Genomic DNA, 23,737 nt, shown 5'->3' on the forward strand with positions numbered 1-23,737 from the left:
TTGTAGCCCAGGACTGCCAGACCGGTCACGAAATCAGCGAGATGGACTGATTGGTGGTCGTCGGGGAACGGCGGTATCCGCTACAATGCCAGGCTCAGTGTTTATGGATACGTGAATGCCTGCACCCTATGAGACTGCAATCGGGTCCTGGACTCGCAAGTCGACCTTTTTCTGGGCCGCTGTTGGGGCAACGGTAGGGCTCGCCAACCTGTGGCAGTTCCCTTATCTGGCCGGCCAGCACGGCGGTGGGCTGTTCATCCTTCTGTACCTGGCGTGTCTGCTGCTTGTGACCCTCCCGGTGATGGTGACGGAGGCCGCTCTGGGCCGGCATTCGCGCCATGGCATTGTGCTGGCGCTGGACGGCTACATTCGCGGCGCACGGTGTTCCCGCTGGTGGATGTTTGCCGGGCGTCTCAGTGTGATTGCCGCTTTTCTGGTGCTTTCCTACACCGCAGTCTTCGGCTCCATCGCACTGGCCTACGTGTTTTATGGCGCTCTCGGAGTGTTCACCGAGGCCCGCCCATCGGATGCGACTGCGGTGCTTGCAGACCTGGTGTCGGATACCCGGGACTACAAGGTCTTCATGGCCTGGCACCTGTTCTTTCTGGTGTTGGTGGTCTGGGTCTCCGTGCAGGGGGTGGTCAAGGGGCTTGAGCGGGTCTTCCGGGCGTTGGTGCCGGCGTCGCTCCTGCTTCTTCTGGGGTTGTTTGCCCTGGCTGGGTGGCATGGTCGCCTGAATGGCGCGGTTTCAGTAATTCTGGACTTCAGAGCGGAAAATGTCGGATTCGACAGCCTCAAGGCTGCGCTGTTTCATGCGTTCTTTACTCTGGGTCTGGGCATGGGGGTATGGTCGATTTTCGGTGCCTACACGCCGGCCGGGGTGAAACTCAAACGGTCGGTGCTGGCCATCGTGCTGATGGATACCCTGGTGGCAATTCTGGCGGGTGTGCTGATCTATGCCACCGCAGCGAGTGCTGGTGGCTTCGATGGCGAGCGGGGTTTCAGCCTGCTGTTCGTGTCCTTGCCGGTGTCTCTGGCTTCATTGCCGGGCAGTCAATTCATTATAGCGGCGGCGTTTCTGCTGGTGGTTCTGGTGGTCTGGACGACCTCGCTGGCGTTGCTCGAGCCCGTGGTGGGGTGGTTCCGCGAGTGGACAGGTGCTCCTCGCGGGTGGTCGGTCTTTATTATGGGGGCGCTGGTCTGGCTGGCCGGGCTTGGCACGCTGCTCTCGTTCAGCGTTTGGGCGGAGATGCGCCTGGCCGGGGGCACGGTGTTCCGCTGGCTGGAGTTGATTACCGGAGGGCTATTGATTCCGCTGGTGGCCATTCTGATTGCGCTGTTTACCGGTTGGTGCCTGACCCGTTCGCTGTCGTTCAGTATTCTGGGCAATACGCCGTGGCTGTTCAGCCGTATCTGGTTCTGGGTTATGCGTGTGGTGCTTCCGACCGTGGCGGCCTTTATCGGGGTATCTTACACGCTCCATTCGCTGGATAACCTGTGTGACAACCATCAGGAGGAGGTCAGTTGGTGCCGTCAGGTGGACCCGGTAGCGTCTGGCGAAAAAGCCCCCAATCAGGATGATATCCTTTATCATAGCGCCTGAGACCCGCGGGCTTTTTTCAGACCCGCGTTTGCCATTTTTCAGTGAGTTTGTCAGCAGGACACCCGGTTCCAATGCCACATCAGATCGACAAAACGGCCCTGGTCATGCATTCCGCCGAGCGCATGTTTCATCTGGTCAACGACATCGCTCGTTATCCTGAATTCCTGCCATGGTGCGCAAGTACAGAAATTCATCAGCAGGATGAGGCGCAGATCACAGCGTCGCTGGAGGTGGCCAAGGGCGGCATCCGGCAACGGTTGACCACGCGGAACCAGCTACAGCAGCCAGAAACCATTGACATGAACCTGGTCGACGGGCCGTTTCGCAACTTGAGTGGCCGTTGGCACTTCCAGCCGCTGGACGATAACGCCTGTAAGGTGATCCTCACGTTGGAATTCGAGTTCTCCGGTTCGCTGTCGCGAATGACGTTCGGGCCGGTGTTCAGCCAGGCAGCCAATACCATGGTGGACGCATTCTGCCGTCGTGCCGACGAGGTATACGCGGGATGATGGATGTTGAAGTGGCCTTCGCCCGCCCGCAAAAGCAGGAAATTATCAGCCTTCAGGTACCGGAGGGCACCACCGCGCTGGAGGCCGTCAAGCGGTCAGGCATCGTTGATGTGTTTCCGGAGATTGATCCGGAACGTAACGACATGGGAATTTTCGGCAAGATCATCAAGTCACCGGCGGACCATGAATTGCGCGCCGGTGATCGTGTGGAGATCTATCGCCCGCTGCTCATAGACCCCAAGCAGGCCAGGCTCAATCGGGCGAAGAAAAAAGACTGAGACCGGTCTCAGTACGCCGGTGTTTCTTCCAGGAGCTGCGCTTCGTAGTGGGAAAACTGGTTGTTGTCGTAGTAAACAATGACCCGCTGTTCCTCGATGTCGCCACCGCGACGCTGGAACGTGTAAATGAAGTACTCCCGGGAAGGGTCTACCGGGTTAAGCATAAGCGGGGTTCCCAACAACGAATGGACCTGGCTGCGGGACATACCTTCGGTCAGTGAGGTCAGCTCTTCATCGGTCAGAATGTTGCCTTGCTGGACATTAATTTTGTAAACGCCAGGGAAGGCACAGCCGGACATGATCAGAGTCAGAATAAGAGCTGTGAGCTTTTGCATCGCCGGGGGAAATCCTCTATCTTGAAATCGCCTGCCTAGGGCAGGTGTGACACGGTATTACCGTCTGAATGCGGCTTCATCATACCGGAAGCCGTGAGGCACACCAACGAGTGAATAGTAACATGTCATCTGAAAACGCCGAATTACGAAAAGTCGGTCTCAAAGTGACTCTGCCGAGAGTCAAGATTTTCAACATTCTGGAGAGTTCTGAGGAGCACCACCTCAGTGCGGAGGATGTGTACAAGAAGCTGCTGGAGCAAGGCGATGACGTGGGGCTGGCAACCGTTTACCGGGTGTTGACTCAGTTTGAGGCCGCAGGTCTGGTTTTGCGCCATAATTTCGAGGGTGGTCACGCGGTGTTTGAAATGGCCGGCGATGACCACCACGATCACATGGTTTGTACGCAGACTGGTGAAGTTATTGAGTTCGTGGACCCGATAATTGAGCAGCGACAGCAGAAAATCGCCGAAGAAAACGGCTACGAGATCGTTGATCATAGCTTGATTCTCTACGTGAAGCCGATCAAGAAATAAACGCCTACCTCACACATCTCAATGATGTGACAAAAAAGGGGCGGGTATTAGCCCGCCCCAACAGCTCTCGGAATCGAGAGGGGAATGTGCTCTTTTCTCAGTGATGGGTTGCCTGGCCCTTGGTAAACATTTCCCGGGCATGAGCGATGGTGTGCTCTGTCATGTCAACGCCACCCAGCATTCTTGCCACTTCACTGATGCGCCCGTGATCGTCCAGGGTTTCGATTTTCGAGAAGGTTGCGTCCTGTTCCGTGAATTTGCTGACGAACAGGTGTTGATGGCATTGAGCGGCTACTTGCGGCAGGTGTGTCACACACAGCACCTGACCATCGTTGCCCAACGTTCTGAGCAGACGACCCACCACTTCCGCCGTGCCGCCACCGATACCAACGTCCACTTCGTCAAACACCAGGGTCGGGGTAGTGGATGTTTGTGCGACGACCACCTGAATGGCCAGGCTGATCCGTGACAGCTCACCGCCAGACGCTACTTTTGCCAACGGTCGTGCCGGCTGGCCGGGGTTGGCGCTGACCAGAAACTCCACTTCTTCCAGCCCGTGAGGTGACGGTTCTCCGGCACCATTGCGGTTAAGGTGGGTGACGAACTGAACCGCAGGCATGCTGAGTTGCGTCAGTTCTTCGGCAATTTTCTGATCAAGCTTCGCGGCCGCCTGTTGGCGTGCTTCGGACAGCCGCGTTGCGAGTTGTTCAAAGTTGCCGCGCTGAGTGTCCAGCTCGGCCTCAAGTTGCTCAACGCTGCCTTCGCCATCGTCCAGTGATGCCAGTTCCGCGCTTAGCCGCTGGTGCAGTTGCGGCAACTCCTCAGGCGTAATCCGATGTTTACGGGCCATTTGGTAAATCGCGCTTAGGCGCTCTTCCACTTCGTTCAGCCGGGCCGGGTCGGCTTCGTAATCTTCGACAAAACGGCGCAGGTTGTCCCCGGCCTCACTGATCTGAATCTGTGCTTCGTTCAGCATCTGAATGGTATCGGCGAGCGCAGGCACGTCGGTGGGCAGGTTTTCCAGTTGCTGCAGGGCCTGTCGAACCAGCTCAGCGGCGCTGTTGTCTTCCTCGGTGCAGAGCAGGGCCGCCTGTTGGCTGTTGTGCAGCACCGTGTCAGCGTGGCTCAGCTGTGCCTGTTCCTGTTCCAGGCGTTCCTGCTCGCCGGTATCCGGTGCCATGCGATCCAGCTCTTCCACCTGGTAGCGCAGCAGCTGCAGCCGGGCTTCGGCCTCGTCGGCGTTTTGCTGGCGTTCAGTGAGGCGTTGGCGTGTTTTGCTCCAGGTTTTCCAGGCGTCACGGGTTTCATCGGCCAGGGTTTCCACGCCGGCGTACTCGTCAAGGAGTTTGCGGTGGGTTTCCTTGCGTAACAGGGACTGGTGCTGGTGCTGGCTGTGAATGTCCATCAGCTGGCTTCCCAGCTCTTTCAGGTGCACCAGCGGGCAGGGCTGGCCGTTGATGTAGGCGCGGGAGCGGCCATCCTTGCTGATCACCCGGCGCAGGATGCAGTCGTTTTCATCGTCCAGCTCGTGTTGTTCAAGCCAGGCCCGGGCCTCGGTGATGCGTGATACGTCGAAGGAGGCGGTTATGTCAGCGCGCTTCGCGCCATGGCGAACGGCTCCGGCATCGGCGCGACCGCCCATGGCCAATCCGAGGGCATCCAGCACGATGGATTTGCCCGCCCCGGTCTCCCCAGTCAGCGCGGACATCCCTTTACTGAACTGAAGTTCGACCCTTTCGGCAATGGCGTAATTGGAAACGGTGAGCTGTGTGAGCATGCTGGTGACCTCCGCTCTGAAAAATACTGTGGTTTCATACAGTGACTGTGAATATATACAGGGTTTTGGTGGTTTGCAAATTCGGGAAGGGTAAATTGTGCATAAATGCACTGATTGAGGTTGAAACCGACGTATCGGGCCCCATATTCGTTCGCAACGCTATTTGATCCGTCCCTGCGGGCGGGTGACATGTTTAACCGGTCGTTTTGGCGGCCGTGGATGATTACCAGGAGTAGCCATGAGTGCTGATGAAAATCGCAACGAACAGGTAGAAGAAGAGCTGAACACCTCTGCCGAAAATGAATCGGCGGAAGCCGCCGGGGAAGAGCAGGGTGCCGAGCTCTCGGAAACCGAGGCGCTGCAGGCGCAGGCTCAGGAATTTCAGGAGCAGATGCTGCGGGCCCAGGCGGAAATGCAGAATGTGCGTCGCCGCGCTGAGCTGGATGTGGAAAAGGCCCACAAATTTGCTCTGGAAAAGTTTGTGAAGGAACTGCTTCCGGTCGCCGACAGCCTCGAAAAAGCGGTCGAGAGCACGGAAGGTCAGGAAGCGGCCGGGGAATTGGTTGCCTCTATCCGCGAGGGCGTGGAGATGACCTTGAATTTGTTCATGAACAGTCTGAAGAAATTCAATGTTGCGCAGCTCAATCCGGTCGGTGAGCCATTTGACCCACAGGTCCACGAAGCCATGTCCATGGTGCCTGCGCCGGATGCCGAGCCGAACAGCGTGGTTGCGGTCGTTCAGAAAGGTTACACGCTGAATGATCGGCTGGTCAGGCCCGCCATGGTGATGGTAGCTCAGGCCGGTGAAGCACCAAACATCGACGAACAGGCTTGAAAAGTTAATTAAGGCGCCAATATAGGCAGTTAACAGCCAGCGCCAGAATAGGCATAAGGCATCAGTTTGCTGGTGCCGTAATCAGATTGAACAAACGAATTGGAGTGAATCAATGAGCAAGATTATCGGTATCGACCTGGGAACGACTAACTCCTGTGTGGCCATCATGGATGGTGACAAGGTCAAAGTGATCGAAAACGCGGAGGGTGATCGCACCACGCCGTCCATCATCGCCTACACTGACGATGGTGAAACGCTGGTAGGCCAGTCCGCCAAGCGCCAGGCGGTCACCAACCCGAACAACACGCTGTACGCCATCAAGCGCCTGATCGGTCGTCGTTTCGAAGACGATGTGGTCCAGAAAGACATCAAGATGGTGCCCTACAAAATCGCCAAAGCCGATAACGGTGATGCGTGGGTAGAAGTGAAGGGCGAGAAGATGGCACCGCCGCAGGTGTCCGCTGAAGTTCTCAAGAAAATGAAGAAGACCGCAGAAGATTACCTGGGCGAGAAAGTCACCGAAGCGGTCATTACGGTTCCGGCTTACTTCAACGATAGCCAGCGCCAGGCGACGAAAGACGCAGGCAAGATTGCGGGTCTGGATGTGAAGCGCATCATCAACGAGCCGACCGCCGCTGCCCTGGCCTATGGCATGGACAAGAAGACCGGTGATCGCACCATCGCGGTATACGACCTGGGCGGTGGTACCTTCGACCTGTCCATCATTGAAATCGCGGATGTGGACGGTGAGCACCAGTTCGAAGTGCTGGCCACCAACGGTGACACTTTCCTGGGTGGTGAAGACTTCGACCTGAAAATCATCGAGTTCCTGGCCGATCAGTTCAAGAAAGACAGCGGCATTGACCTGCGTGGCGACTCACTGGCCATGCAGCGTCTGAAGGAAGCCGGCGAGAAGGCCAAGATTGAGCTTTCCAGCAGCCAGCAAACCGACGTGAATCTGCCGTATATTACCGCCGATGCGTCCGGCCCCAAGCACATGAACGTCAAGCTGACCCGCGCGAAGCTGGAGTCGTTGGTGGAAGACCTGGTTCAGCGCAGCCTCGAGCCATGTAAAGTGGCCCTGCAGGACGCTGGCATGAAAGGGTCTGAAATCGACGAGGTTATCCTGGTTGGTGGTCAGACCCGTATGCCGCTGGTGCAGGAAAAGGTTAAAGATTTCTTCGGCAAAGAAACCCGCAAGGACGTTAACCCGGACGAAGCCGTGGCAATGGGCGCTGCTATCCAGGCCGCTGTGCTTTCCGGTGATGTAAAAGACGTTCTGCTGCTGGACGTTACTCCGCTGACTCTGGGCATTGAAACCATGGGTGGCGTAGCAACACCGCTGATTGACAAGAACACCACCATCCCGACCAAGAAGTCGCAGACCTTCTCGACTGCGGATGACAACCAGACCGCGGTGACCATTCACGTGGTACAGGGTGAGCGCAAGCAGGCGCAGCAGAACAAGTCCCTGGGTCGGTTCGACCTGGCTGACATTCCGCCAGCACAGCGCGGTGTGCCGCAGATCGAGGTCACCTTCGACATCGACGCCAACGGCATTCTGAATGTGTCTGCGAAAGACAAGGCGACCGGCAAGGAGCAGTCCATCGTGATCAAGGCCTCCTCTGGCCTGAACGACGACGAAATCGAAAAGATGGTGCGTGACGCCGAAGCCAACGCCGACGAAGACCGCAAGTTCGAAGAGCTGGTGCAGGCCCGCAACCAGGGCGATGCCATGGTGCATGCGGTTCGCAAGACTCTGACAGAGGCCGGCGACAAGGTCAGTGACAGCGAGAAAGAGTCTATCGAGGCGTCTGTCAAGGAACTGGAAGAAGCGCTGACCGGTTCCGATAAAGACGACATCGAAGCCAAGACCCAGAAGCTGACAGAAGTGTCCTCTGAGCTGGCCCAGAAGATGTATGCAGATCAGGCTGAGACGGAGCAGGCTGCCGGGGAAGAAGGTGCCCAGGCCAAGTCCGCAGACGAAGCAGTCGATGCCGAGTTTGAGGAAGTCAAAGAAGACGACAAGCGGTAATTTCTGACGTACATCAGGCAGTTGGAAAACGCGGGACCTCTCCCGCGTTTTCCGCGTTTTAATAACAGGGTTTTAAAGCATGGCCAAGCGCGATTATTACGAGATTCTCGGGATTTCCCGGGATGCGGACGAGAAGGAAGTCAAGCGAGCTTACCGCAAGCTCGCAATGAAGTATCATCCCGACCGTAATCCGGACGACACCGACGCCGAGAACAAGTTCAAAGACGCCAGCGAAGCCTACGAAATACTGGCGGATCAGTCCAAGCGTGCGGCTTATGACCAGTTCGGTCATGCCGGCGTTGATGGTCAGGCCGGTGGTGGCTTCGGAGGCGGCGGTGGCAGCTTCTCCGATATTTTCGGGGATGTGTTTGGTGACATCTTCGGCGGTGGAGGCGGCCGTGGCCGTACTGCCCGTGGTGCCGACCTGCGCTACACCCTGGAGCTGGACCTGGAAGAAGCCGTGAAAGGCAAAACCGTCCAGATCCGCATCCCCGGTCACCGGGAATGTGAGACCTGTGATGGCAGTGGCGCGGAGAAGGGCTCCCGCCCCGAAGCCTGTGGTACCTGTAAAGGTATGGGGCAGGTGCGCATGCAGCAGGGTTTCTTTACCGTGCAGCAGGCGTGCCCTACCTGTCGGGGTTCCGGTCAGATTATTAAAGACCCATGCAGGTCGTGCCAGGGCCAGGGTCGGGTGCGAGAAGAGAAGACGCTCTCTGTCAAAGTGCCTCCCGGAGTGGACACTGGCGACCGCATTCGCCTGTCAGGTGAGGGTGAATTGGGCATGGACGGTGGCCCCCCGGGCGACCTCTACGTGCAAGTTGCCGTTCGCGAGCATTCCATCTTTACCCGGGATGGTCGCAACCTGTATTGCGAAGTGCCCATCAGCATCATCGATGCTACCTTGGGTGGTGAGCTGGAAGTGCCTACGCTGGATGGCCGCCTGAAGCTGAAGATTCCGCCGGAAACCCAGACCGGCAAGCTGTTCCGGTTGCGCAACAAAGGCGTTAGTCCGGTTCGTGGTGGTCCTGCCGGAGACCTGCTGTGCCGGGTGACCCTGGAAACTCCGGTCAACCTGACCAAGCGCCAGAAAGAGCTGCTGGATGAGTTCCAGCAAACCCTGGACGGCACCAATGGCACCCATCATGCGCCGAAGAAGACGTCCTGGTTTGAAGGTGTTAAAAGCTTCTTCGACGAAATGAAATTCTGAGGACAGACACCATGAGGGTAGCAATCATCGGCGCCGCCGGGCGCATGGGCAAAGTGTTGATCGAAGCCGTTGACGGCACCGAAGGCCTTGAACTCGGAGCGGCGATTGTCGAGCCGGGCAGTTCGCTTATTGGTGCCGACGCTGGCGAGATGACCGGCATCGGCAAAACCGGTATCAGAATGGCCGGTAGCCTGTCCGAGGTGAAGGGCGATTTTGACGTGCTTGTCGATTTCACCTTTCCGGACCTGACCCTGGAAAACGCCGAGTTCTGCAAAGCCAGCGGCAAGATGATTGTCATCGGCACCACTGGCATGACCGACGCCGAAAAAGAACAGTTGGCCGTGGCGGCAGAGTCGATTCCGGTGGTGTTTGCGCCCAACATGAGTGTTGGTGTGAACGTTGTCCTCAACCTGCTGCGTACGGCTGCGGCCACCCTGGGCGACGACTACGATGTGGAAATCATCGAAGCCCATCACCGCCACAAAAAAGATGCCCCCTCCGGTACGGCGTTGCGCATGGGCGAAGTGGTCGCCGATGCGCTCGGTCGTGATCTGAAGGAGTGTGCTGTCTATGGTCGCGAAGGCTTCACCGGCGAGCGCACTCGCCAGGAAATCGGTTTCGAGACCATCCGTGCGGGTGACGTAGTCGGTGATCACACCGTGCTGTTCGCCACCGAAGGCGAGCGCATCGAGGTGACCCACAAGGCCAGCAGCCGCATGACGTTTGCCAAGGGTGCCATGCGGGCGGCGTTGTGGCTGCAGGGCAGACCGGCCGGGCTGTATGATATGCAGGATGTTTTGGGGTTGAAATGAGCCTGGGTTGTCGGATTACGAGGCTGATGGCTTTAATCCGACCTGCGCCAATCTGATCTGCCGATCTCGTGGCATGGCCCTTTGTTAAGAGGGTGGATTTCAGATGGACATAAACCGTCATATTTTTTACAATAAGGCGGTTTAACTGCACCAAGCGTACCTTTGAAGACGTTTTTAAAAAGCGGGACCGAGTTCAGACTCCGTCTCGCTTTTTTGCAACCTGAATTTGCGCTTGCGTTCCTGTTCGTGACGAACCGATACGCCACTCGATGAGGATACAAGCCTTGAGCATACCTGCAATCCTTGCACTCGCAGACGGAAGCCTGTTTTACGGCACCGCCATTGGCGCTGAAGGAGAAGCCAGCGGCGAAGTGGTGTTCAACACCGCGATGACCGGTTACCAGGAAATCCTGACCGATCCGTCCTACTCCCGCCAGATAGTCACTCTGACCTATCCACACATCGGCAACACCGGTGTGAATGAGGAAGACGTAGAGTCAGACCGGGTCCAGGCCGCTGGCCTGATCATCCGTGACCTCCCGCTGATTGCGAGCAATTGGCGCAGCACCGGCACCCTTGACGAGTACCTGCGTGCAAACAACATTGTGGGCATTGCTGACATCGACACTCGTCGCCTGACCCGCATTCTCCGCGACAAGGGCTCCCAGAATGGTGCGGTTGTGGCGGGTGAAGGTGCAACCGCCGAGCGCGCACTGGAGCTGGCCAACGCCTTCCCGGGCCTGAAAGGCATGGATCTGGCGAAAGAGGTCAGCTCAGCCAAAACCTGGAGCTGGAGCCAGAGCGAGTGGACTCTGGGCGAAGGCTATGGCGAGCGCACTGAATCCCGGTTTAAAGTGGTTGCCTGGGATTATGGCGTCAAGCTGAATATCCTGCGCATGCTGGCAGCCCGCGGCTGCGACATTACGGTGGTGCCCGCCCAGACTCCGGCCTCCGACGTGCTGGCGATGAACCCGGACGGCATATTCCTGTCCAACGGCCCCGGCGATCCCGAGCCCTGCGATTACGCCATCACCGCCATCCGCGAGGTGCTGGAAACCGACATTCCGGTATTCGGCATCTGCCTTGGCCATCAGTTGCTGGCTCTGGCCAGTGGTGCAAAATCGATCAAGATGGGGCATGGCCATCACGGTGCTAACCATCCGGTGCAGGATCTGTCTGACGGCACCGTGATGATCACCAGCCAGAACCACGGCTTTGCGGTTGATGAGGCGAGCCTGCCGGACAACCTGCAGGCCACTCATAAATCCCTGTTCGATGGCTCGTTGCAGGGCATTCGCCGTACCGATAAACCCGCGTTCAGTTTTCAGGGGCACCCAGAGGCAAGCCCGGGACCCCACGATGTGGCACCGCTGTTCGACCAGTTTGTCCGGCTGATGGAAGCCCGATAGGCCCGAAGACGAGCCTCAGAGTCATACAGGCGCCGCACTTTGCGATGCAAGAAATTTAAAGTTGCTGACAGGTTTACCAAGAGATGCCAAAGCGTACCGACATTAACAGCATTCTGATCCTGGGCGCCGGTCCTATCGTGATCGGTCAGGCGTGCGAGTTTGACTACTCCGGAGCCCAGGCCTGTAAAGCCCTGCGGGAAGAGGGTTACCGGGTTATTCTGGTTAACTCCAACCCGGCAACCATCATGACCGATCCGGTGATGGCAGACGCCACCTACATCGAGCCGATCACCTGGAAAACCGTCGAGAAGATCATCGAGAAAGAGCAGCCCGATGCGCTGCTGCCCACCATGGGCGGCCAGACCGCGCTCAACTGTGCGCTGGATCTGGAAAAGCACGGTGTGTTGGAAAAGCACGGCGTGGAAATGATCGGTGCCAACGCCGATACCATTGATAAAGCCGAAGATCGCGACCGCTTCGACAAGGCGATGAGAAAGATTGGTCTGGAATGCCCGCGCGCTACGATCGTCCATTCCATGACAGAAGCCTGGGCAGCGTCAGACGACATTGGCTTTCCGTGCATTATCCGCCCGTCGTTTACCATGGGTGGTTCCGGCGGCGGTATCGCTTACAACCGCGACGAGTTCGAGGAAATCTGTACCCGGGGCCTGGATCTGTCGCCGACCAACGAGCTGCTGATTGATGAGTCGCTGATTGGCTGGAAAGAGTACGAGATGGAGGTTGTCCGTGACAAGAACGACAACTGCATCATCGTCTGCGCCATCGAGAACTTTGACGCCATGGGCGTGCACACCGGTGACTCGATCACCGTCGCGCCGGCCCAGACCCTGACGGACAAGGAATACCAGATCATGCGGAACGCCTCGCTGGCGGTGCTGCGTGAAATCGGGGTCGAAACCGGTGGTTCCAACGTGCAGTTCGGCATCAGCCCGGACACCGGTCGCATGGTGGTGATCGAGATGAACCCGCGGGTGTCCCGCTCTTCCGCGTTGGCGTCCAAGGCCACCGGCTTTCCGATCGCCAAGGTGGCGGCCAAGCTGGCAGTGGGTTATACCCTCGATGAGCTTCGTAACGAAATCACGGGTGGTGTGACTCCGGCCTCGTTTGAGCCGAGCATCGACTACGTGGTCACCAAGATCCCGCGCTTTACCTTTGAGAAGTTCCCCCAGGCCGATGCGCGCCTGACCACCCAGATGAAATCCGTGGGTGAGGTGATGGCCATTGGCCGCACGTTCCAGGAGTCGTTGCAAAAGGCGATGCGCGGTCTGGAAGTGGGCTCTGACGGCTTTGAAGAAAAAGTCGATCTTGCGACCACCGATGGTCAGGAAACGCTGACTCAGGAGTTGAACGTGCCGGGGGCAGAGCGCCTGTGGTACATCGGCGATGCCTTCCGTGCAGGTATGACGGTCGAGGAAGTGTTTAACAATACCCACGTCGATCCCTGGTATCTGGTGCAGATCGAGGACCTGATCCGCGAGGAGCAGGCGCTGAAGTCGGCGGGCAAGGCTGATGTCGATCGTGACACCCTGTTTCGCGTGAAGCGCAAGGGTTTCTCCGACGCCCGTCTGGCCAAGCTGCTGGGTATTTCCGAGGTGAGCCTGCGCAAGCTGCGCCACGATCTGGACATTCGCCCCGTCTACAAGCGGGTGGACACCTGCGCCGCTGAGTTTGCGTCAGATACTGCTTATATGTACTCCACCTATGAGGAAGAGTGCGAAGCGGATGCCTCGGACCGCGACAAGATTGTCGTCATTGGTGGCGGCCCCAACCGCATCGGCCAGGGCATCGAGTTCGATTACTGTTGTGTTCACGCCGCCCTGGCGATGCGTGAAGATGGCTACGAAACCATCATGATCAACTGCAACCCGGAGACCGTGTCCACGGATTACGACACGTCCGATCGCCTGTACTTCGAGCCGATCACTCTGGAAGACGTGTTGGAAATCATCAACGTCGAGAAGCCCAAGGGGGTGATCGTTCAGTACGGTGGCCAAACGCCGCTGAAGCTGGCTCGTGGCCTGGAAGCGGCTGGCGTACCGATTATTGGCACCAGCCCGGACGCGATTGACCGAGCTGAGGACCGTGAGCGTTTCCAGCAGATGATCGGCCGTCTGGGCCTGCTGCAGCCAGAGAACGCCACCGTGCGCAGTCACGAAGAAGGCATTGTGGCAGCCCGCGAGATTGGCTATCCGCTGGTGGTGCGGCCCTCCTATGTGTTGGGTGGCAGGGCCATGGAAATCGTTTATGACGAGGCCGAACTGGTTCGTTACATGCGCAATGCCGTGCTGGTCTCCAACGACAGCCCGGTGCTGCTCGATCACTTCCTGAACGCCGCGATTGAAGTGGACATCGATGCCATTTCCGACGGTAAGGATGTGGTCATCGGCGGTATCATGCAGCACATTGAGCAGGCGGGCGTGCACTCCGGCGATTCGGCCTGTTCGCTGCCACCTTACACGCTACCGAAAGACGTACAGGATGAAATGCGCGAAGCCGTTCGCAAAATGGCCATCGAGCTGGATGTCATCGGTCTGATGAACGTTCAGCTGGCGTGGCAGGATGGCAAGATTTACGTGATCGAAGTGAACCCCCGCGCGTCACGGACAGTGCCGTTTGTGTCCAAGGCCATTGGTGTGTCGCTGGCCAAAGTGGCGGCCCGCGTGATGGCTGGTAAGTCATTGGCGGAGCAGGGCTTTACTCAGGAAATCGTGCCCACATACTACGCTGTGAAAGAATCGGTGTTCCCGTTCAACAAATTCCCGGCGGTGGACCCGATTCTTGGTCCCGAGATGAAATCCACCGGGGAAGTGATGGGGATCGGTGACAGCTTTGACGAAGCCTTTGCAAAGGCCGCGCTGGCCATTGGTGAGCGCCTGCCGACCCAGGGCACTGCGTTTATGTCCGTTCGTGATGTTGACAAGCCCGGCGCGGCCAGTGTGGCGCGGGACCTGGTGGACGCAGGGTTCAAACTGGTTGCCACCACCGGTACCGCCAAGGCGCTGAAAGCAGCAGGCATTGAGGTGGACCGCGTGAATAAGGTTCGCGAGGGCCGTCCGCACATTGTGGACGCTATCAAGAACGGGCAGGTTCAGCTGATCATCAACACCACTGAAGGTCGCAAGGCTATTTCCGACTCGGCACAGATACGCCAGTCTGCCCTGCAGACCAAGGTCACTTATACAACGACACTGGCAGGTGGCGAAGCCTTCTGCCGTGCGATCAAATTTGGTCCGGAGCGCACGGTTCGTCGCCTCCAGGACCTCCACGCAGGGAAGTAAGATTATGGCTGACAGAGTACCCATGACAAAGGCGGGTGAAACCAGTCTCCGCGAGGAGCTTCAGAAACTGAAGTCCCAGGATCGGCCCCGGGTGATTGCGGCCATCTCCGACGCCCGTGAACACGGTGACCTGAAAGAAAACGCGGAATACCATGCCGCTCGTGAGCAGCAGAGCTTCATTGAAGGCCGTATTCAGGAGATCGAAAGCAAGTTGTCGGCGGCGCAGGTGATCGACATCACCACGATCGAGAACACCGGCAAAGTGATCTTCGGGACGACGGTGCACCTGCTCAACATGGACACCGACGAGCAGGTGGTTTACAAGATTGTTGGCGAAGACGAAGCTGACATCAAGTCTGGCAAGTTGTCTATTTCGTCGCCTATCGCCCGCGCTCTGGTCGGTAAAAGCGAAGGAGATGTGGTTGCGATCCGCGTACCGTCGGGTACGGTGGAGTACGAAGTCGAGGAAGTCGAATACCTCTGATTCGGGCCGGGCTTGTTCCGGCCAACAAAAAACCGGCTGCGTGTATTCGCTAGCCGGTTTTTTGCTTTCAGAGTGATGAAGCCATCAGCTGTCGGCTTACTGCTTGTTCCGAAGCAGATTGGACAGTTTGGGATTGGGCTTTTTTGCCCGGCGTAAAATAACCGCAATCTTGCCGATGGTCTGAACCAGTTCGGCCCCAGCGCTGTCGCACAGTTCGGTGATGGCTTCCCGGCGAACTTCACGATCGGGGCTGGCCACTTTGATCTTGATCAGTTCGTGGTCGTTCAGGGCGCGCTCCAGCTCTTCCTGAAGTCCTTCCGACAGGCCTTTGTCGCCAACAATGATGACGGGTTTCAGGTTGTGGGCGATGCCCCGGTATTCCCGGCGCTGTTCCGGTGAAAGACTCATGATGTAATCTCTTAATGGGTGCGATTAACAAAACGTCAGCGGCGCTGTTGCCGTCAAAGCCGTATAATCGACGGATTGTAACAGATTGGCAGGGTGGAGAAATGGCCATTACCACCTATCGCGATTTTACGGCACCGGCGTTGTAATCCCGGTTATGGTGCCCAATATACGTAGTATGCCGGCCGATACGGATGGGCCGATTCTGGTGGATCGGCGTACAATTGGTGTAAGGTGTTCAAAAAGGTTTCCGTGAAGGCGGTCAACCTTTCAATTCATTGGTGACGATCCTTGAACGATATGGCAAAAAATCTGGTTTTATGGCTAATCATAGCCGCCGTACTGCTGATGGTGTTTCAGAACTTCTCCCCCACCACCAGCGGACAACAGGTCAATTATTCGCAGTTTGTCGAGATGGTGCAGGACGGACAGGTCCGTCAGGTCACGATTGACGGCCTGCAGGTCGAGGGCACCCGTGAAGACGGTTCCCAGTTCCAGACCGTTCGCCCACAGGTCTCTGACAATAAATTGATGGATGACCTGCTCGCCAACAGTGTGGAAGTCATTGGTAAGGAGCCGGATCGTCAGAGTATCTGGACCCAGTTACTGGTGGCTGCGTTCCCCATTCTGATCATCATCGCGCTGTTCGTATTTTTCATGCGACAGATGCAGGGCGGTGGCGGCGGCAAAGGCCCCATGTCGTTCGGCAAGAGCAAAGCTCGGCTGATGAGTGAGGATCAGATCAAGACCACGTTCGCCGACGTTGCCGGTGTGGATGAAGCCAAGGAAGATGTGAAAGAACTGGTGGATTTCCTGCGGGACCCAAGCAAGTTCCAGCGTTTAGGTGGCAGCATTCCGAAAGGCGTGCTGATGGTGGGTCAGCCGGGTACCGGTAAGACGTTGCTGGCCAAGGCGATTGCTGGCGAAGCGAAAGTGCCGTTTTTCTCGATTTCCGGTTCGGATTTCGTGGAAATGTTCGTGGGTGTGGGTGCATCCCGTGTTCGCGACATGTTTGAGCAGGCCAAGAAGCAAAGCCCGTGCATCATCTTTATCGACGAAATCGATGCCGTTGGTCGTCATCGTGGCGCTGGCATGGGTGGCGGTCACGACGAGCGTGAGCAGACCCTGAACCAGTTGCTGGTTGAAATGGACGGCTTTGAAGGCAACGAAGGCGTCATCGTCATCGCAGCCACGAACCGTCCGGACGTGCTGGACCCCGCACTGCTGCGTCCGGGGCGTTTCGACCGCCAGGTTGTGGTGAGCTTGCCGGATATCATTGGTCGAGAGCAGATTCTCAAAGTGCACATGAAAAAAGTGCCTTTGGCGGATGGCGTTGAGCCTTCGCTGATCGCACGTGGTACGCCGGGCTTCTCCGGTGCGGACCTGGCTAACCTGGTTAACGAATCGGCGCTGTTTGCCGCCCGTCGTAACCAGCGCCTGGTGTCGATGGAAGAATTTGAACTCGCCAAAGACAAAATCATGATGGGTGCCGAGCGCAAATCCATGGTGATGAGCGAGAAAGAAAAGCGGAACACCGCGTATCACGAATCCGGCCATGCCATTGTCGGGCGGTTGGTGCCCGAGCATGATCCGGTCTACAAGGTCAGCATTATTCCTCGTGGTCGCGCCCTGGGTGTCACCATGTTCCTTCCAGAAGAGGACAAGTACAGCCACAGCAAGCGCTTCCTGACCAGTTCCATCAGTAGCCTGTTCGGTGGCCGTATTGCAGAAGAGCTGACTCTGGGCTTTGATGGGGTGACCACCGGTGCATCCAACGACATCGAGCGCGCCACCAGTCTGGCCCGCAACATGGTTACCCGCTGGGGCCTGTCCGAAAAGCTGGGTCCTCTGCAGTACGATACAGACAGCGAAGAGCCATTCCTCGGTCGCTCTGCGGGCCAGGCGCAAACTGTGTATTCGCCGGAAACCGCCCAGCGTATCGATGAAGAAGTTCGCAACATCATTGATGAGTGTTACGAGAAAGCCAGGCAATTGCTGATCGATAATCGTGACAAGCTGGATCTGATGGCAGACGCCCTGATGAAATACGAAACCATTGATCGATTCCAGATCGATGACATCATGGAAGGTCGTGTGCCTCGTCCGCCCAAGGGGTGGGGTGACAGTGGTCCGACCGGCGGCGTGACGCCGGAAGAGCCGGAAGCAGCCCCGGCACCGCGAGGCTCTGATGACGGGCATCAGCCCGGCGTCGGCCGCCCGGCCGGCGAGCACTGACGGCTTACCTGCTATATTTCTTCAGATCTGACGGCGCCGCCCACTTCGGGCGGCGTTTGTGTTTGTACAGGCTTTCAAGGGTTGATTATGGAGATGAATTTCGCCGGTCGGGTGCTGGATATGTCGCGATGTCATGTCATGGGCATTCTCAACGTGACGCCCGACTCGTTTTCCGACGGCGGTCAGTTCAACAGCCCTGGCGCAGCGCTGGCACAGGCAAGACAGATGGTGTCTGATGGTGCTGCGCTGATCGATGTGGGTGGCGAGTCCACCCGGCCCGGTGCCAAAGAGGTGTCGGTGGCGGAAGAACTTGACCGGGTGTGCCCGGTGGTTGAGGCGATTGCCCGCGAATTGGATACCGTGGTGTCTGTCGACACCAGCGCTCCGGAAGTGATGGCGGAAGCGGCAAAGCTTGGGGCGGGTCTGATCAACGACGTGCGGGCTCTGCAGCGCGCCGGGGCCCCGGAGGCCGCCGCAGCGGCGGAGATCCCCGTGTGCCTTATGCACATTCAGGGTGAGCCGGATTCCATGCAGGAAAATCCGGAATACCGCAACCTACGCCGGGACGTCAGCGCATTCCTGACCGAGCGAATACGCGTTGCGGAAGCCGCCGGGATCAAGCCGGAACGCATCCTTCTTGATCCGGGATTCGGGTTCGGCAAACGGCTGGAGCACAATCTTGATCTGCTGGCATCGCTGGAGCAGTTGCAGCTGCTTGGCCATCCGCTGCTCGTGGGAATGTCCCGCAAAAGCATGCTTGGCCATATTACCGGCCGCGAGGTCAATGAGCGGTTGCCGGCCAGCCTCGCTGCCGCGACAATAGCAGCCATGAAGGGCGCATCGATTCTGCGCGTCCATGATGTCAGGGAAACGGTGGATGCCGTCAGCGTGGTGACGGCGATGAAGGAGGCAGGTCGATGACCGACAGAAAATATTTTGGCACGGACGGCATTCGTGGCCGTGTAGGTGAGCATCCGATTACCCCGGAATTCATGTTGCACCTGGGTTGGGCTGCCGGGCAGGCGTTTAAAAAGGCCGGCCAGCGTAACAGTGTATTGATTGGTAAAGACACGCGGATTTCAGGGTATATGTTTGAGTCCGCCCTTGAGTCTGGTCTTTCTGCGGCCGGCGTGGATGTGAAGTTGCTGGGCCCGATGCCGACGCCCGCGATAGCGTATCTGACCCGTACCTTTCGGGCCTCCGCAGGCATTGTGATCAGTGCCTCCCATAATCCGCATGACGATAATGGCATCAAGTTCTTTTCAGCCAGCGGTACCAAACTGGACGATGCCCTTGAGGCGGATATCGAGCATTGGCTGGATCAGCCAATTCATGTGTGCGAATCATCCGATCTCGGTAAGGCGTTCCGGGTAGACGACGCCCCCGGGCGGTACGTCGAGTTTTGCAAAAGTACGGTGCCCAACGAGTTCACGCTGGAAAACATGCACGTTGTTCTGGACTGCGCCCACGGTGCGACTTACCACGTGGCACCCACCGTGTTCCGTGAGCTCGGTGCAAAGGTGTCCGTCATCGGTGGCGATCCGGATGGTCTGAATATCAATAAAGAGGTTGGCTCGACGCATCTGGATGCTCTCAGCCGTGCCGTGCTCGCCAAGCAGGCGGATCTGGGGATAGCCTTCGATGGCGATGGTGACCGCGTGCTCATGGTGGATAAGGACGGCACCGAAGTAGACGGCGACGAGCTGCTCTATATCATCGCGTCCCAGCGTTACGCTGCGGGCACCCTGGGTGGCGGGGTTGTCGGCACTCAGATGACCAACCTGGGCGTAGAGCTGGCCTTGAAAGAACAGGGCATTGCGTTTGAGCGAGCCAAGGTGGGCGATCGTTACGTGATGGAGCGCTTGTTGCACAATGACTGGCTGCTCGGTGGCGAGGGGTCGGGGCACATGGTTATTCGGGACTGCACGTCTACCGGTGACGGCATTGTGTCGGCGCTGCAGGTACTGCTTGCCATTCGGCGCTCCGGCAAAACCCTGGCTGAGGTGCGCCAGGGCATGAGCAAGCTGCCTCAGACCATGATCAATGTGCGGGTTGATCGGCGTTTTGATCCGCTCGCGCGCGAAGATATCGCCAGCGCGGTACACAAGGCGGAAGCGCGTCTGGGCGGGACTGGTCGGGTGTTATTGCGAGCTTCCGGTACAGAGCCATTGATCCGCGTTATGACGGAAGGTCAGGATGCCGCTGAAATCACCCGTGTAGCGGAAGAGCTGGCATCGGTTGTCGGGAACTCGCGCGCCTGAGTTTGTGGTGGGGGAGTGTTGTCTGGTCGGGTGGACTGCTGTATAGTTCGCCCTCCCTTGAATTCGGGGGCTGTTATGCGCCGTAAAATCGTAGCCGGAAACTGGAAAATGAACGGGTCGACAGGCCTGGTTGAGCATCTGGTTGGCTATGTCCGGTCAGAAGTGTCATGCCTTGATAATGGCGTAGAGGCTGTTATTATTCCTCCCGCTCTGTATGTCCGGGATGTGAAGTCTCTGGCGGGGGATGAGCTCTCAGTCGGCGTGCAGAATGTCGCGTGCTGGGAGTCCGGGGCCTACACCGGTGAGGTGTCTGCGGCGATGGCGAAAGACTGCGGTTGTCGTTACGCCCTGGTTGGCCACTCCGAACGCAGGCAGTTGTTTGGTGAGACCGATGCCGCAGTCGCCGACAAAGTGGCACAACTGATGTCGCAGGGTTTGAATGCCATCGTCTGTGTCGGCGAAACGCTCGCTGAACGGGAGGCGGGGCAGGCCGAAGAGACAGTCTCGGCTCAGGTGCGTAAAGCGCTTGCGGGTGTTTCCGGAGCTGAATGGCAGTACGTTGTGGTCGCCTATGAGCCGGTTTGGGCAATAGGGACCGGAAAAACCGCGACTGCCGGTGATGCGCAGGCCATGCACCAAGCGATTCGGCAGGTTTTGAAGGATCTGGGAGCGCCGGCAGACACAATGTCCCTGCTTTACGGCGGCAGTGTAAAAGCGGATAATGCAGCCGCTCTTTTCGCAGAGCCGGATATAGACGGTGGGTTGATCGGCGGCGCATCGCTGGTCGCACAAGATTTTATGAGTATCTGCCAGGCAATGCCGGCAGGTACTGGAAGGTAAGGGTTCGAAAGCCATTAGCAAGAGTCATTAGAGAGTCGTTATGGATTGGTTGGAAACACTGGTAGTCGTTGTGCACGTGGTTATCGCCGTGGCGCTGGTGAGTCTGGTGCTGATCCAGCATGGCAAAGGCGCCGACGCAGGTGCCGCGTTTGGTGGCGGCGGTGCGTCACAGACAGTATTTGGTAGTCAGGGCAGTGGCAGCTTCCTGACTCGCATGACCACCTTGCTGGCGGTTGTGTTTTTCGTAACGAGTTTTTCGCTGGCAATCTTCGCCAAGCAGCGCGCGGAAGTCGCTGGAGAAGCCGGAATTCCGGTGGTCCAGGAGAGTTCCGAAGCGTCTGACCCGGTGGATGTTCAAGAAGGCGAAACCGAAAGCGGGGAGTCCTCAAGTGAAGACGAGCTTCCCGAGTTCGAGTAAGAGTGTTGCCCAGGTGGTGGAACTGGTAGACACGCTATCTTGAGGGGGTAGTGGCGAAAGCCGTGCCGGTTCGAGTCCGGCCCTGGGCACCATATAGTAGAAAAACGGCTTGGATTTTCCAGGCCGTTTTTTTTGGTCAGTCCTTGACCAGCCCTGCCGGCGTCTCTATACTCCGGCGGATATTGAGGCGGGCTCCGGTTTATCGGGCCAGCTTCTGGCAGGCCAGGTGTCTGTCAGCGGGAAGCGTGTTGGTTGGGTTTGCTTCCTGTGAGTTCTTGCAACAAAAGGCCCCACTCGTTCGGGGCTTTTTGATTAAGGGGCCTGGCGCATCAGGCCCTGGTGCATAAAAAGGGCTGATAAACAGCCCTTTTTTTGTTTCCGGGGTCCGAAAATTTCGAGTCCCGGGGTATTCTGGGGTTCAGGAAATCAAGAGATGGAGACAGTACAGCCTTGTCAGCCAAGCTAAAGCAACTGGAAGACATAGTAAGGCCGGTCGTTGAAGGCCTGGGGTTCGAGTTCTGGGGCATTGAATTTCGCTCCCGGGGCCATCAATCCCTATTAAGAATCTTTATCGACGATGTCGAAAATGGCATTGGCGTCGATGATTGTGAAAAAGTCAGCCGGCAGGCCAGCGGCGTCATGGATGTGGAAGACCCCATCCAGACCGAATACACCCTGGAGGTGTCATCCCCGGGTATGGATCGGCCGCTGTTTCGTCTTGAGCAGTACGAAGCATTTGTCGGACACCAGGTTCAGTTGAAATTGCGAATGGCTTTTGATGGGCGCCGTAAATTTCAGGGCCTGATCAAGGGCGTAGAGGGCGATGACGTCGTGATCGTAGTCGACGACCACGAGTATCTGTTGCCGTTCGACAGTATTGAAAAAGCTAACATCGTTCCGGTTTTTGAATAAGTCGGTGGACGCAAAGTTTATTTTAAGGGCAGGGCAATCCAATGAGTAAAGAGATCTTGCTGGTGGTTGAATCCGTCTCGAACGAGAAAGGTGTCGAGAAGGATGTGATTTTTGAAGCAATCGAGCTGGCGCTTGCCACCGCTGCCAAAAAGCGTTTCGAAGAGGAAGAGGCTGACATCAGGGTAGCTATCGATCGCCATACCGGCGAGTACGATACCTTTCGCCGTTGGCTGGTGGTTGATAATGACGCCGTGCCGGCTCTGGGCACCGAGCTCACTTTTCAGGAAGCAGAAGACATCGATTCGGCACTGAAGCCGGGCGATATCCATGAAGAGCAAGTTGAGTCGGTCGCCTTCGGTCGCATTGGCGCGCAAGCCGCCAAGCAGATTATCTTCCAGAAGGTCCGCGAAGCGGAACGCACCAAGATTGTTGACAGCTACCGTGATCGTGTTGGTGAGCTGGTCTCCGGCACCGTCAAAAAAGTTACCCGGGACAACGTGATTGTGGACCTTGGTGCCAATGCTGAGGCGCTGCTTCCCCGTGAGCACCTGATTCCCCGCGAAACCTTCCGCATGGGCGATCGCGTTCGCTCACTGCTGCTGGAAATTCGCACCGATCATCGCGGCCCGCAGCTGATCCTGAGCCGCACCGATTCGCAGATGTTGATCGAGTTGTTTCGCATCGAAGTGCCGGAAATCGCGGAAGAGTTGATTGAGATCCGCGGTGCCGCCCGAGACCCCGGTTCCCGTGCCAAGATCGCGGTAAAAACCAATGACCGCCGTATTGATCCGGTCGGTGCCTGTGTCGGTATGCGGGGCTCCCGTGTGCAGGCGGTCTCGAACGAATTGGCCGGTGAGCGTGTTGATATTGTGCTGTGGGACGACAATCCGGCACAGTTGGTCATCAATGCCATGGCACCGGCCGAAGTCGCGTCCATTGTGATGGACGAAGACCGTCACACCATGGAAGTGGCCGTTGCCGAAGATAATCTCGCCCAGGCCATCGGTCGTAACGGTCAGAACGTGCGTCTGGCGACCGAGCTGACCAGCTGGATTCTCAATGTAATGACGGAAGAAGAAGCGGGTGAGCGCCAGGAGCAGGAGCTTAATCGCCTGCTTGAGCATTTCACCAGCAATCTGGATGTGGATGAGGAGTTTGCCGGCGTACTGATCGAGGAAGGGTTTACGTCCATTGAGGAAGTGGCGTACGTCCCCATGGAAGAAATGCTGGCCATTGACGGTTTTGATGAAGACACCGTCACAGAGCTGCGCCGCCGTGCCAAGGATGCCCTGTTGAACCAGGCCCTGGCCAGTGAAGAGGCGCTTGAAGGGTCAGAACCCGCGGAAGATCTTCTTAATATGGACGGTATGGACCGTAGCCTTGCCTTCAAGCTGGCAGGTATCGGGGTTCGTACCATGGAAGATCTCGCCGAGCAGTCAGTTGATGACCTGCTCGATATTGAAGGTATGGATGAAGAGCGTGCAGGACAGCTGATTATGACTGCGCGCGCCCCCTGGTTTGAAGACCAGGCCTAATTCGGGAGGAGGACC

Annotated in this window: 21 protein-coding genes and 1 tRNA gene; 19 read left to right on the forward strand and 3 right to left on the reverse strand. The window is 57.6% G+C overall.

Annotated elements, in window-relative coordinates; genetic code table 11:
* Window positions 1–115 precede the first annotated feature (115 nt).
* From WD429_RS14630 to WD429_RS14640, 3 genes are all read left to right on the forward strand, one after another.
* Window positions 116–1,603 carry a sodium-dependent transporter gene (locus WD429_RS14630; protein ID WP_368422920.1) on the forward strand — a complete coding sequence of 496 codons (1,488 nt, stop codon included), beginning with the start codon at window positions 116–118 and terminating at the stop codon, window positions 1,601–1,603.
* A gap of 71 nt (window positions 1,604–1,674) precedes the next feature.
* Window positions 1,675–2,112, forward strand: a complete 438-nt coding sequence (locus tag WD429_RS14635; protein WP_368422921.1) for a type II toxin-antitoxin system RatA family toxin — start codon at window positions 1,675–1,677, stop codon at window positions 2,110–2,112.
* On the forward strand, window positions 2,109–2,390 hold the full coding sequence (locus WD429_RS14640) for an RnfH family protein (RefSeq protein ID WP_368422922.1): 282 nt from the start codon (window positions 2,109–2,111) through the stop codon (window positions 2,388–2,390). Before WD429_RS14635 ends, WD429_RS14640 begins: the two co-directional genes overlap by 4 nt.
* An 8-nt stretch (window positions 2,391–2,398) precedes the next feature.
* Here the strand turns inward: WD429_RS14640 and WD429_RS14645 are convergent, their stop codons facing one another.
* The gene (locus WD429_RS14645; protein ID WP_368422923.1) at window positions 2,399–2,725 is read right to left on the reverse strand and encodes an outer membrane protein assembly factor BamE; all 327 of its coding nucleotides are present in this window, start codon (window positions 2,723–2,725) and stop codon (window positions 2,399–2,401) included.
* Between the two features lie 122 nt (window positions 2,726–2,847).
* On the opposite strand from WD429_RS14645, the gene fur reads away from it, so the two are divergent.
* Complete coding sequence (fur, locus tag WD429_RS14650) at window positions 2,848–3,258, forward strand: ferric iron uptake transcriptional regulator (protein ID WP_368422924.1); 411 nt, start codon at window positions 2,848–2,850, stop codon at window positions 3,256–3,258.
* 97 nt (window positions 3,259–3,355) lie between these two features.
* Here the strand turns inward: fur and recN are convergent, their stop codons facing one another.
* Window positions 3,356–5,035 (reverse strand): DNA repair protein RecN, encoded by a 1,680-nt coding sequence (recN, locus tag WD429_RS14655; protein ID WP_368422925.1) that lies wholly within the window; start codon window positions 5,033–5,035, stop codon window positions 3,356–3,358.
* A gap of 238 nt (window positions 5,036–5,273) precedes the next feature.
* Between recN and grpE the strand changes: the two genes are divergently transcribed.
* From grpE to greA, 7 genes are all read left to right on the forward strand, one after another.
* Complete coding sequence (grpE, locus tag WD429_RS14660) at window positions 5,274–5,870, forward strand: nucleotide exchange factor GrpE (RefSeq protein WP_368422926.1); 597 nt, start codon at window positions 5,274–5,276, stop codon at window positions 5,868–5,870.
* Between the two features lie 112 nt (window positions 5,871–5,982).
* Complete coding sequence (gene dnaK / locus WD429_RS14665) at window positions 5,983–7,905, forward strand: molecular chaperone DnaK (RefSeq protein WP_368422927.1); 1,923 nt, start codon at window positions 5,983–5,985, stop codon at window positions 7,903–7,905.
* A gap of 79 nt (window positions 7,906–7,984) precedes the next feature.
* On the forward strand, window positions 7,985–9,112 hold the full coding sequence (gene dnaJ / locus WD429_RS14670; protein ID WP_368422928.1) for a molecular chaperone DnaJ: 1,128 nt from the start codon (window positions 7,985–7,987) through the stop codon (window positions 9,110–9,112).
* 11 nt (window positions 9,113–9,123) lie between these two features.
* Window positions 9,124–9,924 carry a 4-hydroxy-tetrahydrodipicolinate reductase gene (gene dapB / locus WD429_RS14675; RefSeq protein ID WP_368422929.1) on the forward strand — a complete coding sequence of 267 codons (801 nt, stop codon included), beginning with the start codon at window positions 9,124–9,126 and terminating at the stop codon, window positions 9,922–9,924.
* A 284-nt stretch (window positions 9,925–10,208) separates the two neighbouring features.
* Window positions 10,209–11,333, forward strand: coding sequence for a glutamine-hydrolyzing carbamoyl-phosphate synthase small subunit (gene carA, locus WD429_RS14680; protein ID WP_368422930.1), 1,125 nt, complete (start codon window positions 10,209–10,211; stop codon window positions 11,331–11,333).
* An 83-nt stretch (window positions 11,334–11,416) separates the two neighbouring features.
* Complete coding sequence (gene carB, locus WD429_RS14685) at window positions 11,417–14,632, forward strand: carbamoyl-phosphate synthase large subunit (protein WP_368422931.1); 3,216 nt, start codon at window positions 11,417–11,419, stop codon at window positions 14,630–14,632.
* A gap of 4 nt (window positions 14,633–14,636) precedes the next feature.
* Window positions 14,637–15,116 carry a transcription elongation factor GreA gene (gene greA / locus WD429_RS14690; protein ID WP_368422932.1) on the forward strand — a complete coding sequence of 160 codons (480 nt, stop codon included), beginning with the start codon at window positions 14,637–14,639 and terminating at the stop codon, window positions 15,114–15,116.
* 96 nt (window positions 15,117–15,212) lie between these two features.
* On the opposite strand, the gene WD429_RS14695 is transcribed toward greA, so the two are convergent.
* Complete coding sequence (locus tag WD429_RS14695) at window positions 15,213–15,524, reverse strand: YhbY family RNA-binding protein (RefSeq protein ID WP_368422933.1); 312 nt, start codon at window positions 15,522–15,524, stop codon at window positions 15,213–15,215.
* 288 nt (window positions 15,525–15,812) lie between these two features.
* Here WD429_RS14695 and ftsH point away from each other — a divergent pair, with 288 nt between their 5' ends.
* The 8 genes from ftsH to nusA all read left to right on the forward strand — a co-directional run bounded on the left by ftsH (window position 15,813) and on the right by nusA (window position 23,722).
* Entirely contained in the window at window positions 15,813–17,756 is a 1,944-nt protein-coding gene (gene ftsH / locus WD429_RS14700; RefSeq protein WP_368422934.1) for an ATP-dependent zinc metalloprotease FtsH, read from the forward strand.
* Between the two features lie 87 nt (window positions 17,757–17,843).
* Window positions 17,844–18,677, forward strand: coding sequence for a dihydropteroate synthase (folP, locus tag WD429_RS14705; protein WP_368422935.1), 834 nt, complete (start codon window positions 17,844–17,846; stop codon window positions 18,675–18,677).
* Window positions 18,674–20,017, forward strand: coding sequence for a phosphoglucosamine mutase (glmM, locus tag WD429_RS14710; protein ID WP_368422936.1), 1,344 nt, complete (start codon window positions 18,674–18,676; stop codon window positions 20,015–20,017). Before folP ends, glmM begins: the two co-directional genes overlap by 4 nt.
* 75 nt (window positions 20,018–20,092) lie before the next feature.
* The gene (tpiA, locus tag WD429_RS14715; protein WP_368422937.1) at window positions 20,093–20,857 is read left to right on the forward strand and encodes a triose-phosphate isomerase; all 765 of its coding nucleotides are present in this window, start codon (window positions 20,093–20,095) and stop codon (window positions 20,855–20,857) included.
* Window positions 20,858–20,897: 40 nt separating this feature from the next.
* Window positions 20,898–21,275, forward strand: coding sequence for a preprotein translocase subunit SecG (secG, locus tag WD429_RS14720; protein ID WP_368422938.1), 378 nt, complete (start codon window positions 20,898–20,900; stop codon window positions 21,273–21,275).
* A gap of 7 nt (window positions 21,276–21,282) precedes the next feature.
* Window positions 21,283–21,367 (forward strand) — tRNA-Leu (locus WD429_RS14725).
* A gap of 358 nt (window positions 21,368–21,725) precedes the next feature.
* Window positions 21,726–22,187 (forward strand): ribosome maturation factor RimP, encoded by a 462-nt coding sequence (gene rimP, locus WD429_RS14730; protein WP_368422939.1) that lies wholly within the window; start codon window positions 21,726–21,728, stop codon window positions 22,185–22,187.
* 41 nt (window positions 22,188–22,228) lie between these two features.
* Window positions 22,229–23,722, forward strand: a complete 1,494-nt coding sequence (nusA, locus tag WD429_RS14735) for a transcription termination factor NusA (protein ID WP_368422940.1) — start codon at window positions 22,229–22,231, stop codon at window positions 23,720–23,722.
* Window positions 23,723–23,737: the final 15 nt, after the last annotated feature.

The organism is Marinobacter sp. (genome assembly GCF_040904845.1).
Classification (GTDB): Bacteria; Pseudomonadota; Gammaproteobacteria; order Pseudomonadales; family Oleiphilaceae; genus Marinobacter.

Excerpts from the sequence above, each read along its gene's own strand:
- carB (WP_368422931.1), top strand. The coding sequence starts at position 11,417 with ATGCCAAAGCGTACCGACATTAACAGCATTCTGATCCTGGGCGCCGGT.
- folP (WP_368422935.1), top strand. The coding sequence starts at position 17,844 with ATGGAGATGAATTTCGCCGGTCGGGTGCTGGATATGTCGCGATGTCAT.
- WD429_RS14630 (WP_368422920.1), top strand. The coding sequence starts at position 116 with ATGCCTGCACCCTATGAGACTGCAATCGGGTCCTGGACTCGCAAGTCG.
- recN (WP_368422925.1), bottom strand. The coding sequence starts at position 5,035 with ATGCTCACACAGCTCACCGTTTCCAATTACGCCATTGCCGAAAGGGTC.
- fur (WP_368422924.1), top strand. The coding sequence starts at position 2,848 with ATGTCATCTGAAAACGCCGAATTACGAAAAGTCGGTCTCAAAGTGACT.
- dapB (WP_368422929.1), top strand. The coding sequence starts at position 9,124 with ATGAGGGTAGCAATCATCGGCGCCGCCGGGCGCATGGGCAAAGTGTTG.
- glmM (WP_368422936.1), top strand. The coding sequence starts at position 18,674 with ATGACCGACAGAAAATATTTTGGCACGGACGGCATTCGTGGCCGTGTA.
- nusA (WP_368422940.1), top strand. The coding sequence starts at position 22,229 with ATGAGTAAAGAGATCTTGCTGGTGGTTGAATCCGTCTCGAACGAGAAA.
- grpE (WP_368422926.1), top strand. The coding sequence starts at position 5,274 with ATGAGTGCTGATGAAAATCGCAACGAACAGGTAGAAGAAGAGCTGAAC.
- dnaK (WP_368422927.1), top strand. The coding sequence starts at position 5,983 with ATGAGCAAGATTATCGGTATCGACCTGGGAACGACTAACTCCTGTGTG.
- secG (WP_368422938.1), top strand. The coding sequence starts at position 20,898 with ATGGATTGGTTGGAAACACTGGTAGTCGTTGTGCACGTGGTTATCGCC.
- WD429_RS14640 (WP_368422922.1), top strand. The coding sequence starts at position 2,109 with ATGATGGATGTTGAAGTGGCCTTCGCCCGCCCGCAAAAGCAGGAAATT.
- greA (WP_368422932.1), top strand. The coding sequence starts at position 14,637 with ATGGCTGACAGAGTACCCATGACAAAGGCGGGTGAAACCAGTCTCCGC.
- dnaJ (WP_368422928.1), top strand. The coding sequence starts at position 7,985 with ATGGCCAAGCGCGATTATTACGAGATTCTCGGGATTTCCCGGGATGCG.
- WD429_RS14695 (WP_368422933.1), bottom strand. The coding sequence starts at position 15,524 with ATGAGTCTTTCACCGGAACAGCGCCGGGAATACCGGGGCATCGCCCAC.
- tpiA (WP_368422937.1), top strand. The coding sequence starts at position 20,093 with ATGCGCCGTAAAATCGTAGCCGGAAACTGGAAAATGAACGGGTCGACA.
- WD429_RS14645 (WP_368422923.1), bottom strand. The coding sequence starts at position 2,725 with ATGCAAAAGCTCACAGCTCTTATTCTGACTCTGATCATGTCCGGCTGT.
- WD429_RS14635 (WP_368422921.1), top strand. The coding sequence starts at position 1,675 with ATGCCACATCAGATCGACAAAACGGCCCTGGTCATGCATTCCGCCGAG.